Source organism: Demequina silvatica (genome assembly GCF_000971215.1).
Classification (GTDB): Bacteria; Actinomycetota; Actinomycetes; order Actinomycetales; family Demequinaceae; genus Demequina; species Demequina silvatica.
In genome coordinates, this window is record NZ_BBMA01000007.1 from 43454 (window position 1) to 57271 (window position 13818).

At 74.5% G+C, this 13818-nt stretch carries 11 protein-coding genes and 1 tRNA gene; 9 read left to right on the forward strand and 3 right to left on the reverse strand.

Annotation, left to right across the window (positions count from 1 at the left end; genetic code table 11):
• Positions 1 to 37: 37 nt before the first annotated feature.
• On the reverse strand, positions 38 to 1033 hold the full coding sequence (locus tag AOM05_RS10780; RefSeq protein WP_062522124.1) for a DUF2157 domain-containing protein: 996 nt from the start codon (positions 1031 to 1033) through the stop codon (positions 38 to 40).
• Positions 1034 to 1139: 106 nt separating this feature from the next.
• Between AOM05_RS10780 and AOM05_RS10785 the strand changes: the two genes are divergently transcribed.
• Complete coding sequence (locus AOM05_RS10785) at positions 1140 to 1940, forward strand: TrmH family RNA methyltransferase (RefSeq protein WP_062522126.1); 801 nt, start codon at positions 1140 to 1142, stop codon at positions 1938 to 1940.
• Between the two features lie 15 nt (positions 1941 to 1955).
• Here AOM05_RS10785 and AOM05_RS10790 read toward each other — a convergent pair whose 3' ends face one another.
• The gene (locus tag AOM05_RS10790; protein WP_062522128.1) at positions 1956 to 3791 is read right to left on the reverse strand and encodes a glycoside hydrolase family 13 protein; all 1836 of its coding nucleotides are present in this window, start codon (positions 3789 to 3791) and stop codon (positions 1956 to 1958) included.
• A 119-nt stretch (positions 3792 to 3910) separates the two neighbouring features.
• Between AOM05_RS10790 and imuA' the strand changes: the two genes are divergently transcribed.
• The 8 genes from imuA' (at position 3911) to AOM05_RS10825 (ending at position 13519) form a co-directional block, all read left to right on the forward strand.
• Positions 3911 to 4612 carry a DnaE2-dependent mutagenesis accessory factor ImuA' gene (gene imuA', locus AOM05_RS10795; protein WP_062522130.1) on the forward strand — a complete coding sequence of 234 codons (702 nt, stop codon included), beginning with the start codon at positions 3911 to 3913 and terminating at the stop codon, positions 4610 to 4612.
• On the forward strand, positions 4609 to 6309 hold the full coding sequence (locus tag AOM05_RS10800) for a DNA polymerase Y family protein (RefSeq protein WP_082097467.1): 1701 nt from the start codon (positions 4609 to 4611) through the stop codon (positions 6307 to 6309). Before imuA' ends, AOM05_RS10800 begins: the two co-directional genes overlap by 4 nt.
• A complete protein-coding gene (locus tag AOM05_RS10805) occupies positions 6302 to 9676 on the forward strand; it encodes an error-prone DNA polymerase (RefSeq protein ID WP_062522132.1) in 3375 nt (1124 codons plus the stop codon). The genes AOM05_RS10800 and AOM05_RS10805 overlap by 8 nt, the downstream gene beginning before the upstream one ends.
• Positions 9677 to 9721: 45 nt before the next feature.
• Entirely contained in the window at positions 9722 to 10099 is a 378-nt protein-coding gene (locus AOM05_RS10810) for an OsmC family protein (protein ID WP_062522135.1), read from the forward strand.
• A 171-nt stretch (positions 10100 to 10270) separates the two neighbouring features.
• On the forward strand, positions 10271 to 10414 hold the full coding sequence (locus AOM05_RS14435) for a GPGG-motif small membrane protein (RefSeq protein WP_169746750.1): 144 nt from the start codon (positions 10271 to 10273) through the stop codon (positions 10412 to 10414).
• A 114-nt stretch (positions 10415 to 10528) separates the two neighbouring features.
• Positions 10529 to 10616 (forward strand) — tRNA-Leu (locus AOM05_RS10815).
• 156 nt (positions 10617 to 10772) lie between these two features.
• On the forward strand, positions 10773 to 12173 hold the full coding sequence (locus AOM05_RS10820; protein ID WP_156165158.1) for an ArnT family glycosyltransferase: 1401 nt from the start codon (positions 10773 to 10775) through the stop codon (positions 12171 to 12173).
• A gap of 47 nt (positions 12174 to 12220) precedes the next feature.
• The gene (locus AOM05_RS10825) at positions 12221 to 13519 is read left to right on the forward strand and encodes a M20/M25/M40 family metallo-hydrolase (protein ID WP_062522137.1); all 1299 of its coding nucleotides are present in this window, start codon (positions 12221 to 12223) and stop codon (positions 13517 to 13519) included.
• A gap of 18 nt (positions 13520 to 13537) precedes the next feature.
• Here the strand turns inward: AOM05_RS10825 and AOM05_RS10830 are convergent, their stop codons facing one another.
• The gene (locus tag AOM05_RS10830; RefSeq protein ID WP_228373276.1) at positions 13538 to 13795 is read right to left on the reverse strand and encodes a DUF5703 family protein; all 258 of its coding nucleotides are present in this window, start codon (positions 13793 to 13795) and stop codon (positions 13538 to 13540) included.
• Positions 13796 to 13818 lie beyond the last annotated feature (23 nt).

Genomic DNA, 13818 nt, shown 5'->3' on the forward strand with positions numbered 1-13818 from the left:
GGGCGTGACGGGGCACCCGGGCGCGACGCCTCCTTCGTTACGGGCCGGGCGGGGACTCGGTGCCGGCCTCGGGACGGCGTTCCCGCACCAGCCACACCGCAAGCGCGACCAGCACCAGCCCGGTCGCCATCACGGCCACCCATGTGGCGACCGCGTCGCCCACCACCTCGCTGATGAGCCGCGGCACCGCCACGAGCAGCCCGATCCCTCCGGGCACGATCAGCGGCATCAGCCGCGCCGCGCCGACCGCGAGCGCGATCATCGCGATGGCCAGCGCGACCGCGACCCCGAGGATCGCGACGCGCCCGTCGCCCGCCGCCGCGGTCTGCATCCCCAGCACCGCGAGCAGCCCGCCGGCGGCGAGCGCCACCGGGGGCGGGGCCAGCAGCCGGAACGCCCCGAGCGCGGCCCACGCGACACCGAGCGTGGCCCACGCGACGCCCATCCAGGTGGAGTCCACCGAGTCGTCCCACGGGGACACCGCCGCCGTGAGCGCGGCCGCGAGCGAGGCCAGCAGCGCGAGCTGCGCGAGCGCGCGCCGCCGGAACGCGTAGACCGTCGCCGCCACGGCCGCCAGCGTCCCCGTGACCCACCTGGCCAGCGCATCGTCCCCCGTGAGGCCCACCAGGTCGTGCGCGACCACCCAGGCCAGCCATCCGGACAGCGCCACCGTCGCGAGCAGCAGCACCGAGGCCAGGCGCTGCGCGGGCGGCTGCGGGGCGCGCGCCGCGAGGATCCCGCCGGTGGCGACCACCGCGGTCAGGGCGACCACCAGCGCGAGGCGCGCGCCGTCGCCCAGGTCCTGCCACGTGCGGCCCACCACGAACGCCGCGCCCGACACCGCGAGGACCGCGCCCAGGTAGCCCACGATCTCGCCGACCACCGCGAGCGCGCGCGGCGCGACGTCGAGGCGGGGCGCGGCGGGCGCGTGGGCGGCGTGCGCGGCCTCGTAGCGGCGCACCTCGGCCGCCTGCTCGGGGGTGATGAGCCCCTGCTCGACCCACCTGTCGAGGCTGATGTCCACGCTGTGCATGACCGCCTCCCTCCGGCGGCGGCGACATCGTCGTCGTCCCTTCCAGGTTACGCCCGGGGGCATGCGTGCGCCCCGCCGGGAGGTCGCGGGCTGGGATGATGGCGCCATGCCCGTCATCGCGATCGACGACCCCTCCGACGCCCGCCTCGCCGACTACCGCGGCCTCACGGACGTGGCGCTGCGGCGCGTGCTCGAGCCCGAGCGCGGCCTGTACATGGCGGAGGGCGCGAAGGTGATCGAGCGGGCGCTGCGCGCCGGGCATGCCGCGCGGTCGGTGCTGGTGAGCGAGCGGTGGCTCGAGTCGGTGGCGCCGCTGGTCGCGGACCAGGTGCCGGTGTACCTCGCACCCACCGCGCTCCTCGAGGACGTCACCGGCTACCAGGTGCATCGCGGCGCGCTCGCGTCCATGGAGCGGCCCGAGCTGCCCGCGCTCGCGGATCTCGCGCGCGACGCGCGCAGGATCGTGGTGCTCGAGGGGATCGTCGACCACACCAACGTGGGGGCGATCTTCCGTTCGGCCGCGGGGATCGGCGCGGACGCGGTGGTGGTGTCGCCCACGTGCGCGGACCCGCTCTACCGCCGGTCGGTGAAGGTCTCCATGGGCACCGTGTTCCAGGTGCCCTGGACGCGCGCGACCTCCTGGCCCGGCGCGCTCGACGAACTGCGCGCGCTCGGCTTCACCGTGGGCGGGCTCGCGCTGACGGACGATGCGGTGGCCCTGGACCGCTTCGCGGCGCGGGCGGGGGAACGGGTCGCCCTGGTGATGGGCACCGAGGGCGACGGGCTCACCCGCCAGGCGCTCGCGCATGTCGACGAGGCCGTGGTGATCCCCATGCACGGCGGCGTCGACTCGCTCAACGTGGCCGCCGCCTCCGCGGTGGCGATGTGGGAGCTGCGGGCGCGCTGAGCCGCGCCGCCGCTCTCAGCCGAGCCGCCAGACCCCCGCGGCGGGGCCGTCGGCGGTCAGCGTGATCGCGCCCTCCGCGTCCGTCTGCGCGCCCATGGCCCCGTGCAGGCGCGCGAGCCCCGTCACGCCTCCCAGGTCGACCTCGAGCGCGACCGCGTCCCGTGCCAGGGCGACCAGCAGCGTCTGGTGCGGGCATTCGCGCAGGTAGACCAGCGCATCGTCCACCGCGGCGACCCACCGGAGGCCGCCGTGCCGGAGCGCGCACGCGTCCCGCCGCAGCGCCCCCAGCTCCCGGTACGTCGCGTGCGTCGCGGCGTCCCAGCGCGGACCGCCGCCGTCGACGTCGGTCCACGGCATGGGGGTGCGGGAGTGCTCGCCGTTGAGGCCCTCGAGGCCGCCCTCGTCGCCGGCGAACACGAACGGCGCGCCGACGTAGGTGTAGAGCAGCGCGGCCGCGACGCGGTGGCGCTCCGGGGAGCCGGTCACGGTGCGGATGCGGGCCGTGTCGTGCGTCGAGAGGAGGTTCCACTGGCGCGTCGCGACACGCCATGGGACGGTCGCGAGGACGTCGCGCATGGTCGCGGCGACCTCGCCGCCGGTGCGGGACGGGACGGGGACCGGGGTCTCGAGGTAGCGGACGTCCGCGCGCGGCGAGGCGAGCCACTGCCAGGCCGGACGCAGGAATCCCGCGTAGTTCATGCCCGCGTCCCACGCGCCGCGGCGGAGGTCCTCCGTGGCGTCGTGGAAGTGCTCGGCGACCACGGCGGCGTCGGGGCGGTCGGCGGCGACGGTCGCGCGCACCAGGGAGGCGACGTCCGCGTTGAGGTCCACGTCGCGGTGGCGGCCGGTCATGTTGGCGACGTCGATGCGCCAGCCGTCGAGCGCGTACGGCTCCGCGAGCCAGCGCCGCACCGGCGAGCCGGGGTCGGTGACCATGCGTGCGCGAAGCTCGGGCGAGCGCCAGTCGAGCTTGGGCAGGCTGCGGTGGCCGCACCAGCCGACCCAGTCCTCGCGGGCGTCGTCCCACAGGTAGAAGGACGCCTCGGGCGAGGCGGGGTCGCGCGACGCCTCGAACCACTCGTGGCCCTCGCCCGTGTGGTTCGTGGTGAGGTCGCCCATGACGCGCAGACCGCGCGCGTGCGCCGCGCGGGTGAGGGAGGCGAGCGCCGCGTCGCCGCCGAGCAGCGGGTCCACGCGGTCGAACGTCGACGCGTCGTAGCGGTGGTTGGAGCGGCCGGGGAAGATCGGCGTGAGGTACAGGGTGGTCACGCCCAGGCCGACCAGGTGGTCGAGGTGCGCCTCGACCCCCGCGAGCGTGCCGCCGAACACCTCGGTGACCGCGGCGCGGCCGTGCGCGGCGGGCTCGTCGTGCCACTCCTTGCGGATCGCCCAGGCGGGCAGGCCGTCCGGCGCGGGGGATTCGGGACCCGGCGCGAACCGGTCGGGGAACACCTGGTAGACCACCGCATCGTCCATCCAGGCGGGCGCGAGGTCGCGCGTGTGGAGGCGGAAGTCGTGGTGGTCGGTGACGTCGCGGCGGCTGAGGCCCGCGCCGTTGAGCCACGCGGTCCCGCCGCCGGTCTCCAGGAGGAAGCGGTATCCGGTGAGCGGGTTGTGCAGCACGAGCTCCGCGGCGAACCAGCGCTCGCCGTCGCGCTCGCCGTCCGCGACGGCCTCCACGAATGCGGGCTCGCCGTCCCTCACGGTGCGCAGCCAGACGCGGTCCGGCGCGGCCGCCGCGGCGGTGCGGACCCGCAGCGTGACGGTGTCGCCCAGGCTCACGGCGCCGGCGGGCGCGTAGAGCGCGGAGCCGTCGTGGTGGGCGGGTGCAAGCGCTTGCATTCCTGACATGGTCAGCCATCGTAGGGCCTTCCCCGGCCCGCCTTGCCGAGTGTCGGAGGGTGGGGTCATAATCGAACATGCGTTCGAACAGGTGTTCGAATCGATGGACGATGCGGGGGTGGGCAAGCATGGCGGAGACGGCCGAGTCGAGGCTCGCCCGGGCACGCGAGGCGCTCGCGGGCGTGCAGCGGCGGGTCGGCACCACGCGCGAGACGTGGGACGCGCCCACCCTGCCGCTGGCGCCGGTCCTGGACGGGCTGCTGCCGCAGGGGCTGAGGCGCGGCCAGGTGATCGCGGTGGCCGGGTCCACGTCGCTCATGCTCGCGCTCGCGGCCGCCGCGTCGGAGGCGGGGTCGTGGACCGCGGCCGTGGGGATGCCCTCGCTCGGGGTGGTGGCGGCGGCCAGGCGCGGGCTCGAGCTCGCGCGGCTCGCGCTGGTGCCGTACCCGGGCGCGCAGGCGGCCGCGGCGGCGGGCGCGTGCGTGGACGGCATGGACGTGATCCTGCTGGGGCCGCGCCTCGCGTTGTCCGAGGCGGACAGGCGGCGCCTCGCCTCCCGCGCGCGGGAGCGCGGCGCGGTGATCGTCGCGGACGGGGCCTGGACCGGGGCCCATGTCACGCTCGCCGCCGTCGGGTCGCGCTGGGAGGGCCTCGGCGCGGGGGACGGCCGGCTGCGGGGGCGCGAGCTCACCGTCCGGGTCGAGGAGCGGCGCGGCGGCATCGCGCGGCTCGTCACCGTGCCGCTCGACGGCCTCGGCGTCCCGGTGCGCCGCGGCGGGGGCGTCCCCGCCGTGCCCGGGCACGTGCGCGCCCTCGGGGGTGCGGCATGAGCGTCGTCACCGTGGTGCGCCGCGCCGTCCTGTGGGTGCCGGACTGGCCCGTGGTCGCCGCGATGACGGAGGCGGGGCTGGGCGCGGACGTGCCCGCGGCCGTCCTGCACGGGCGCGGGCTGGTCGCGGTCTCCGCCGCGGCGCGCGCCGCCGGGGTCACGCGCGGCAGCACCAGGCGGCTCGCGCAGCGCGCCTGCCCCGACCTCGCGATCCTTCCCCACGACGAGGGGCGCGACTCGCGCCTGTTCGAGTCCGTCGCGGCGGCCGCAGAGCAGGCCGTCTCCGGGGTCGAGATCTCCCGGCCGGGGCTCATGATCATCCCCGCGGACGGCGCCGCCCGCTTCCACGGCTCGGAGGAGGCGCTCGCGGAGGCGCTCGTCACCGCGGTCGCGGAGCATGCCGGGGTGGAGTGCGCCGTCGGCGCCGCGGACGGGCTGCTCGCCGCGGTGCTCGCGGCGCGGTCCGCGGAGCTGGTCCCCGCGGGGGCCTCCCGGGAGTACCTCGCGCCCGCGTCCATCGACTCGCTCGCGCTCGCGGCCATGGAGCGCGTCCAGCGGCAGGAGGTCGAGCGGCTCGCGAGCGTGCTCGCGCGCCTGGGGATCGTCACGCTGGGGGACCTGGCGGCGCTGCCGTTCGCGGACATCCTCGCCCGGTTCGGCCCCGTGGGGGTGTGGGCGCACCGGCTCGCGTCGGGGGAGGACCTCGCCCCGCCGGTGCTGCGCCGCACCGAGGAGGACATCGCGGTCGAGCACGTGTTCGAGGACCCGGCGGAGCGCGTCGAGCAGCTGGTGCACGTCGCCAAGGAGGCCGCGATCGCGCTCGACCGCGCGCTGCTCGACGCCGGCATGCGCTGCGGGCGGGTGCGCATCACCGCCCGCACGGAGAAGGGTCAGGACCTCGAGCGCGTGTGGCGCACGGACGTGGGCACCCGCGCCGGCGCGTTCGCACGGCACATGACGGACCGCGTGCGCTGGCAGCTCGAGGGATGGCTGTCGGGCACCGCGGGCTCCACCACGGGCGACAAGGGCCCCGAGCCCTCGCCGCTGGTGTCGCTCGGCCTGGTGGCCGAGGACGTGGTCCCGCGCGGCTCCGAGCAGGCCTACCTGTGGGGCGGGGTGTCGGGCGCGGACTCGCGCGCGCATCGCGCCCTCGAGCGCGTCCAGGGGCTGCTGGGCCTCGAGGGCGTGCTCGCGGTCGCCGAGCAGGGCGGACGCTCTCCCCGCGACAGGGCGCACCTCGCGCCCTGGGGCCAGGAGGCGCCGCCCGCCCGTGCGATCGCCCACCCGTGGCCGGGACGCATCCCCGACCCGCCGCCCGCGACCGTGCCGCCCGTCGCGCGGCCCGCGCTGGTGCTCGACGCGGGCGGCGCCCCCGTGGCCGTGAGCCAGCGGCTCGCGGTCAGCGCACCCCCCACGTGGGTACGGCTCGAGGCGGACCCGTCCGACGACCGCGCCCGCGCCGCGAACCGCCACCCCTCCTCGGGCCACGTGGGCCGCGTCGACGGGCCGGTGTGGGACCGGCCCCGCCCTGTGGAGTCCTGGGCCGGCCCGTGGCCCGTGTCGGAGCGATGGTGGTCGGAGGACGCATCCCGGCGCGCGTACCTCCAGGTCGCGCTGCGCGACGGCGAGGGGACCGTCACCGCGGTGCTGCTCGCCTACGGCGGCGGCGAGTGGCGGCTGGAGGCCGTCTATGACTGAGATCCCCGAGTACGCGGAGCTCCACGCCCACAGCGCCTTCAGCTTCCTCGACGGCGCGAGCCAGCCCGAGGAGATGGCCGCGGAGGCGGGCCGCCTGGGCCTCAGCGCGCTCGCGATCACCGACCACGACGGCCTCTACGGCGCGGTGCGCTTCGCGGGCGCCGCCAGGGAGATCGGGCTGCCCACCGTGTTCGGCGCGGAGCTCAGCCTCGCCGCGGACGGTCCGGGCGGGCGCCCCGTGCTCGACCCGCCCACCGGGGTGCCGGACCCGCGCGCCTCCCACCTGGTGGTGCTCGCGCGCGGCGCCTCCGGCTACTCGCGGCTCAGCCACGCCATCGGCATGGCGCACCTCGCCACGGGGGAGAAGGGCCTGGCCCGCTACACGCTCGAGACCCTCGCGGACGCCGGCGGCGGGGACCTGCTGGTCCTCACCGGCTGCCGCAAGGGGGCGGTGCGGTCCGCGCTCGTCGGACCGGCCGGCGCGGCGCTCGCGGGAGGGATCTCCCGCGACGGCCACGCCGCCGCGAGGGCCGAGCTCGACCGGCTGGTCGCGCTGTTCGGACGCGAGGGCGTCGCGGTGGAGATCACGGACACGGGATTGCCCTTCGACTCGGAGATCAACGCGGCGCTCGCGGACCTGGCGTTCGACGCCTCGCTCCCGCTGATCGCCACCACCAACGCCCACTACGCCACCCCGCGCGACGCGGACCTCGCCGGCGCCCTCGCCGCGGTCCGCGCCCGCTCCTCGCTCGACGACATGGACGGCTGGCTGCCCGGCTCGCCCGGCCAGCACCTGCGCAGCGCGGGGGAGATGGCGTTCCGACACCGCCGCCACCCGCAGGCCGTCATCACGGCGGCACGCCTGGCCGCGGAGTGCGCGTTCGACCTCGACCTGGTCGCCCCGAACCTCCCGCCGTACCCGGTGCCGCCGGGTCACACCGAGGCCACCTGGCTGCGCGAGCTCACGTACCGCGGCGCGCGCGAACGCTACGGGCCGCCCGACGCGGAACGGGTCAAGGGCGCGTGGGCGCAGATCGAGCACGAGCTCGCGGTCATCGAGGCGCTCGACTTCCCCGGCTACTTCCTCATCGTCCAGGACATCGTGGCGTTCTGCCGTCGCGCGGACATCCTGTGCCAGGGGCGCGGCTCCGCGGCCAACAGCGCGGTGTGCTTCGCGCTGGGCGTCACCGCGGTCGACGCCGTCACGCACGGGCTGCTGTTCGAGCGATTCCTCGCGCCCGAGCGCGACGGCCCGCCGGACATCGACGTCGACATCGAGTCCGACCGCCGCGAGGAGGTCATCCAGTACGTGTTCTCACGGCACGGACGCATCAACGCCGCGATGGTCGCGAACGTCATCCAGTACCGCCCCCGCTCGGCGGTGCGCGACGCCGCGCGGGCGCTCGGCTTCGACGTGGGTCAGCAGGACGCGTGGTCCAAGTCGATCGACCGGTGGAGCGCGCTGCGGGTCCCGCCCGAGAAGCAGGAGGCGTGGGCCGCGCAGCAGCGCGACGTGATGTGGCCCGAGCCGCCGCCCAGCCAGGACCTCGAGCACATCCCCGAGAACGTGCTCGACCTCGCCGACCGGTTCATGCGCCTGCCCCGCCACCTGGGCATCCACCCCGGAGGCATGGTGCTGTGCGACCGGCCCGTCATCGACGTGTGCCCCGTCGAGTGGGCGCGGATGCCTGGACGCACCGTGCTCCAGTGGGACAAGGACGACTGCGCGGACGCGGGACTGGTGAAGTTCGACCTCCTGGGCCTGGGCATGCTGTCCGCCCTCAAGTACGCGTTCCGGTACATGCAGGAGGTGCGCGGCGAGGACCTGGGGCTGCACTCGCTGCCGCAGGAGGACCCGGCGGTCTACGACCTGCTGTGCGCCGCCGACACCGTCGGCGTGTTCCAGGTGGAGTCGCGCGCCCAGATGGCGACCCTGCCGCGGCTGAGGCCGCGCCGCTTCTACGACATCGTCATCGAGGTCGCTCTCATCCGTCCCGGCCCCATCCAGGGCGGCTCCGTCCACCCGTACATCAACCGGGCGCGAGGCCGGGAGCCCGTGACGTTCCTCCACCCGCTGCTCGAGAGGTCGCTGGGCAAGACGCTGGGCGTGCCGCTGTTCCAGGAGCAGCTCATGCAGATGGCGATGGACGCGGCCGGCTTCGACGGCGCCCTCGCGGACCAGCTGCGCCGCGCCATGGGCTCAAAGCGCAGCCCCGAGCGCATGGAGGCGCTGCGCGCCCGGTTCATGGTGGGCGCGAACGAGCGCGGCATCCCCGCGGACGTCGCCCACCAGATCTTCGACAAGCTCAAGGCGTTCTCCGACTTCGGCTTCCCCGAGTCGCACTCGTACTCGTTCGCCTACCTGGTCTACGCGTCGAGCTGGCTCAAGGTGCACCGGCCCGCCGCCTTCTACGCCGGGCTGCTCGCCGCGCAGCCCATGGGCTTCTACTCGCCGCAGTCGCTCGCCGCGGATGCGCGGCGCCATGGGCAGGTGATCCTGCGCCCCTGCGTGGTGCGCTCCGAGGTGCTCGCCCGCGTCGAGGAGCTCGCGGAGCCGTTCGCGCCGCCCGAGGAGCGGCGCGAGGAGATGGCCGGGCTGGTGCGGGTGGACCCGCGGCTCGCCGTCCGCATGGGCCTCGCGGCGGTGCGGGGCCTCGGGGACGAGGCCGCAGCCGCCATCGTGGCCGCGCGCGCCGAGCGCCCGTTCGAGTCGCTCCACGACATGGCGCGCCGCGTCCGCATCCGCCCCAAGGGGGTGTCGGGGCAGTCGGGGCTCGCGCCCGAGAAGGGGCTCACCACGGCCCAGTGGGAGGCGCTCGCCACCGCGGGCGCGCTCGAGAGCTTCGGGGTGACGCGGCGCGAGGCGCTGTGGGCCTCCGGCGTGCTGGCGCGCGAGGGGCCCGACACGCTGCCGGGGACCGTGCCCGGCGCGAAGGCGCCCATGCTGCCCGGCATGAGCGTGGTCGAGGAGGCCGTCGCCGACGTGTGGGCGTCCGGAGTGTCGGTCGAGGGCTACCCGACGGCGTTCGTGCGCGAGGGGCTCGACCGCAACGGGGTGCTGCGCGTCGCGGAGGTGCTCGCGCACGAGGCCGAGCGGCGCGTCACGGTGGCCGGCGTGGTGACCCATCGGCAGCGGCCGGGCACCGCCCGCGGCGTCACGTTCATCTCCCTCGAGGACGAGACGGGCTTCCTCAACGTCATCTGCTCCGTGGGCGTGTGGAAGAGGTTCCAGGCGGTCGCCAGGCGCTCGCCCGCGCTCATCATCCGCGGCCGGATCGAGCGCGCGGACGGCGCCACCAACCTGGTCGCCGAGCACCTCTCGCCCATGTCCCTCAAGGTGCCGTCGCGCAGCCGCGACTTCCGGTGATGCGTTCCGCGCCCGCCCGGAGGATGCTGAAGACGGAGGTGCGGGATGACCGACGTGACCGCGAGGGCGGGAGCCGGCACGCTCGCACTCGAGGACGGCACCGCCTGGGGCGACGGGCGCACCACCGTCGAGGCGCGCTTCACCGGCATGCACCTCACCCACCTCGCGATCGCGGGCTGCGTCCTCAACGACACCTACCGCGAGGCCGCCGAACTGGGAATCCCGATCGCCGGGGTGCGGGTCGAGGTGCGCGGCGAGTTCGACATGGCGGAAGTCGCGTTCGGTCCCGTCGAGTACACCCTCACGATCGACTCGCACGCCCCTCGAGAACGGATCGAGGAGCTCGAGCGGCGCGTCGAGACGGTGGCCGAGATCCCGCAGGCGCTCGCGCGTTCGTTGGCTGTCCGCAGGCGCGACACCTAGCGGCCCTCCACGGCGCCGCGACCCGTCCGCGACCCCGCCCGCGCGGGCCGTGTCGACTCCGTGCGGTCGACCGGAAGTTCACGGCGGCGGGAATACCAGCGGCATCACGCGAGGTTGTCACAGGCGCAACCCGGGTACGCATGCACATTGAAGAAGAAAGGCAGCATCGAAATGGAATTCATCCTGTGGATTCTCGCCGTGATCCTCGTCGTCTTCGGCATCGTCCGGCTCATCCAGAAGCAGATCCTCTGGGGCATCGTGCTCATCATCGTCGGACTGCTGGTGGGCCCGGGAGGCGTCAGCATCTTCACATGACGCTGGATCACTAAGTTTTGCGGTGATCCGCTCCTCGATGGCGAATCGACGTCTCCAGACCGTGCTACAGTTCTTCTCGCGCTGAGGCGCTCGGAAGAGCATCTCGGGCCACCTGTCCGGGTGGCGGAAATGGCAGACGCGCTAGCTTGAGGTGCTAGTGCCCGTATAGGGCGTGGGGGTTCAAGTCCCCCCTCGGACACCAGCCGGAAGGCCCCGACCATGAGGTCGGGGCCTTCTGCTTTCCCCGGGCGGACGTCCTCTCGAACCCCGCCCGTGCGGCGTACGCGAACGGGACAGAACCGCCGATACGATGCGACCAACGCGCCCGCCGTGGGCGCCTCGGGGGCAGGGAGCGCGGGTGGCAGGCACGACGACGCGGCGGGCACCGTTGCCCTCCGAGTGGCTGGGCCTCGCCGAGGAGTGGGCCGCCGGCTTCCGGGACTCGCGCCGCTCGCGCCTGGGCGTGCTGGCGCTCTACCTGGCGGTCGCCGCCGCGATCGTCATCCCCGTGGTCCTCGGTCCCGGCACCGCGATGTCGCGAATCGACGAACCCACCCACGCCGACTACGCGTGGCGCGCCGCGCACCTCGAGATCCCGTACGCCGGATCGATCATCGCGCCCGAGATCCGCGACATCTGGGCGTGCGTGGGCCAGGAACGATACGAGCTGCCCGAGTGCGGCGCGGACGCCGACGCCTGGGAGTTCCCGTACGAGGGCCAGCAGTACAACTTCTCCCACCCGCCGCTGTACTACCTCGCGGTGGGCCTGCCCGCGCGCGCGGTCGAGGCGCTCATCCCCGCGGTCGACTTCGTCACCGCCGCGCGCCTCCTCGGCGTGCTGTGGCTCGGGCTGGGCATGTTCGTCATGTTCGTCGCGCTGCGCCGCTGGCGCATCGACCCCGCCGCCGCGATCATCGCGCCGCTGCTCCTGCCCGCCTTCCCCCGGGTCCTGCACGCGGTGACCACCGTCAACCCCGACGCCGCGACCGTGGTGATCGGCGCATCGGCCGTCTGGCTGGCCGCCCGCATCTTCGTCGACGACGACCTCGACTGGCGCCTCGCCGCCCTCCTCGCCGGCGTCGCCGGCATGACCAAGACCATCGCCGCGATCCCGTTCATCGCGCTCGGCGCGCTCCTGACGTTCCGCATGCTGCGCGACTGGCGCCGCTCGCGCCCCCGTGGCCACGACGTCGCGATCGTGGGCGCCATGGCCGGCGCGATCCTGGTGCCGTACGCGCTGTGGCAGGCGTGGCAGGGGACCAGGGGCGACCCGAACTGGCAGAACCCGCTGGTCGGGCTCAACACCCGCGACGTGCTCGGGCTGCCCGGGTCCGAGTGGCTCGAGACCGCGTTCAGCGGCCTCAACCTCGCGTCCGACTACTACCTGCAGGAGCCGCTCGACGTCGCGATCATGATCTCGTGGACGCGGCTGCTCAACTTCCTGGTGATCGGCGCGATCTTCGCGGTGATCGTCGCGTGCGCGAAGGAGCCGGCGCGCCGCGCGCTCGGCTGGATGGTGCTCGCCGGCACCGTCCTCTACCCGACCGTGGTGCAGATCCAGGCGTACCTCAACACCACCGTCCCGCAGTACTTCCCCAACGTCACCGGGAGATACGGGCTCGCGCTCATCCCCGGCGCGGTGGCGTGCATGGTGATCGCCGCGTGGAAAGCGGGCTTCCGGCGCCTCATCTACGTGCTGGCGGCGGCGGGGCTGGTGGTGCTCGGCATCGTGATCGTGAACGGCTGGCGGGTCATCTAGCCGGGACGATGCGGGGGCCGGGTCCGGCGGGCCGCTAGCCTGGCCGCATGACCGAGTCCGACGTGGTCCGCCTCGCGCGCGACCTCATGCGCATCGACACCTCCAACTACGGCGACGCCGACGGGCCGGGGGAGCGTGCGGCGGCCGAGTACGTCGCGGCGTACCTGTCGGACCTGGGGCTCGAGCCCGTCATCCGCGAGGCCGCGCCGGGTCGCGCGTCGCTCACCGCCCTCTGGGAGGGCGCCGACCGCACCCGCCCGCCGCTGGTGCTGCACGGCCACCTCGACGTGGTGCCCGCCTTCCCCGAGGACTGGACGGTCGACCCGTTCGGCGCCGAGGTCAAGGACGGCATGATCTGGGGCCGCGGCGCGGTCGACATGAAGGGCGTCGACGCGATGTACCTCGCGGCGATCGGCCGCATGATCGCGGCTGGCGTGAAGCCGGCGCGCGACATCGTCATCGCGTTCTTCGCGGACGAGGAGCACGGCGGCCACCGCGGCGCCAAGTGGATGGTCGAGAACCACCCCGACGACTTCCGCGGCGCCACCGAGGCCGTGTCCGAGGTGGGCGGCTTCTCCATCCAGGTCGCGGGCAAGCGGGTGTACCTGTTCCAGACGGGGGAGAAGGGCATGCAGTGGCTGCGACTCGCGGCCTCCGGCGTGCAGGGCCACGGCTCGCTGGTGCACCACGACAACGCGGTGGCGCACCTGGGCGGCGCGATGGCGCGGATCGGCGCCTACGAGTGGCCCATGGAGATCTCGCCCACGTCCGAGCACCTGCTGCGCGGCACCGCGTCGCTGCTGGGGGTCGAGTACGCCGAGGACCCGGCGACCGTGGACCGCCTGATCGCGGGACTCGGCGCGGTGGGCCGGATGGTCGAGGCCTCGCTCAGGAACACCTCGAACCCGACCATGATGGACGCCGGCTACAAGGTCAACGTCATCCCTGACACCGCCGGCGGCTACGTGGACTCGCGGTTCCTCCACGGCCAGCAGGAGCAGGTGCTGCGGAAGATCGAGGAGCTGGCGGGCACGCACGTCAAGGTCGAGCAGTACATCACCGAGGCGTCGATCGAGCTGCCGTTCGACGTGCCGCTGGTCCACAAGGCCATCGAGGCGGTGACGTTCGACGACCCGGAGGCGATCGTGCTGCCGTACACGATGATGGGCGGCACGGACAACAAGCACCTCGCCCTGCTGGGCATCGCGGGCTACGGCTTCGCGCCGCTGCGCCTGCCTCCCGAGCTCGACTTCCCGGGCCTGTTCCACGGCATCGACGAGCGCGTGCCGATCGACTCGCTCGAGTTCGGCACCGATGTGATGGTGCGGTTCCTCACCGACTGCTGAGGCGCCCGCGCGGCCAGATCAGGCCGCGTCGTCCGTCCGGCGCACGTTCATGATGCGGCGGCGCAGCCACACGCGGCGCGCGCCGCCGATGAAGGTCTGCGAGCGGATCAGGTCCCACCGGCCGTACTCCGCCTGCTCCGTGAGCAGGGCGCGCGCCTCGGCCCGCGTCACCTCCACGGGGATGTCCACCACCCTCCAGTCGAAGCGCGAGTCCGCCGGTACGGACGTGCGTCGAGGGGTGATGATGTGGGCGGTCCTGCGTGCGTCGTGGTTCATCTCGCCTCCCATTCAACCTGTTC

What these genes read in the sequence shown, in the direction of transcription:
- AOM05_RS10790 (WP_062522128.1), bottom strand. Translation starts at nt 3,791, where the DNA reads ATGTCAGGAATGCAAGCGCTTGCACCCGCCCACCACGACGGCTCCGCG.
- AOM05_RS10805 (WP_062522132.1), top strand. Translation starts at nt 6,302, where the DNA reads ATGACTGAGATCCCCGAGTACGCGGAGCTCCACGCCCACAGCGCCTTC.
- AOM05_RS10825 (WP_062522137.1), top strand. Translation starts at nt 12,221, where the DNA reads ATGACCGAGTCCGACGTGGTCCGCCTCGCGCGCGACCTCATGCGCATC.
- AOM05_RS10785 (WP_062522126.1), top strand. Translation starts at nt 1,140, where the DNA reads ATGCCCGTCATCGCGATCGACGACCCCTCCGACGCCCGCCTCGCCGAC.
- AOM05_RS10810 (WP_062522135.1), top strand. Translation starts at nt 9,722, where the DNA reads ATGACCGACGTGACCGCGAGGGCGGGAGCCGGCACGCTCGCACTCGAG.
- imuA' (WP_062522130.1), top strand. Translation starts at nt 3,911, where the DNA reads ATGGCGGAGACGGCCGAGTCGAGGCTCGCCCGGGCACGCGAGGCGCTC.
- AOM05_RS10800 (WP_082097467.1), top strand. Translation starts at nt 4,609, where the DNA reads ATGAGCGTCGTCACCGTGGTGCGCCGCGCCGTCCTGTGGGTGCCGGAC.
- AOM05_RS10830 (WP_228373276.1), bottom strand. Translation starts at nt 13,795, where the DNA reads ATGAACCACGACGCACGCAGGACCGCCCACATCATCACCCCTCGACGC.
- AOM05_RS14435 (WP_169746750.1), top strand. Translation starts at nt 10,271, where the DNA reads ATGGAATTCATCCTGTGGATTCTCGCCGTGATCCTCGTCGTCTTCGGC.
- AOM05_RS10780 (WP_062522124.1), bottom strand. Translation starts at nt 1,033, where the DNA reads ATGCACAGCGTGGACATCAGCCTCGACAGGTGGGTCGAGCAGGGGCTC.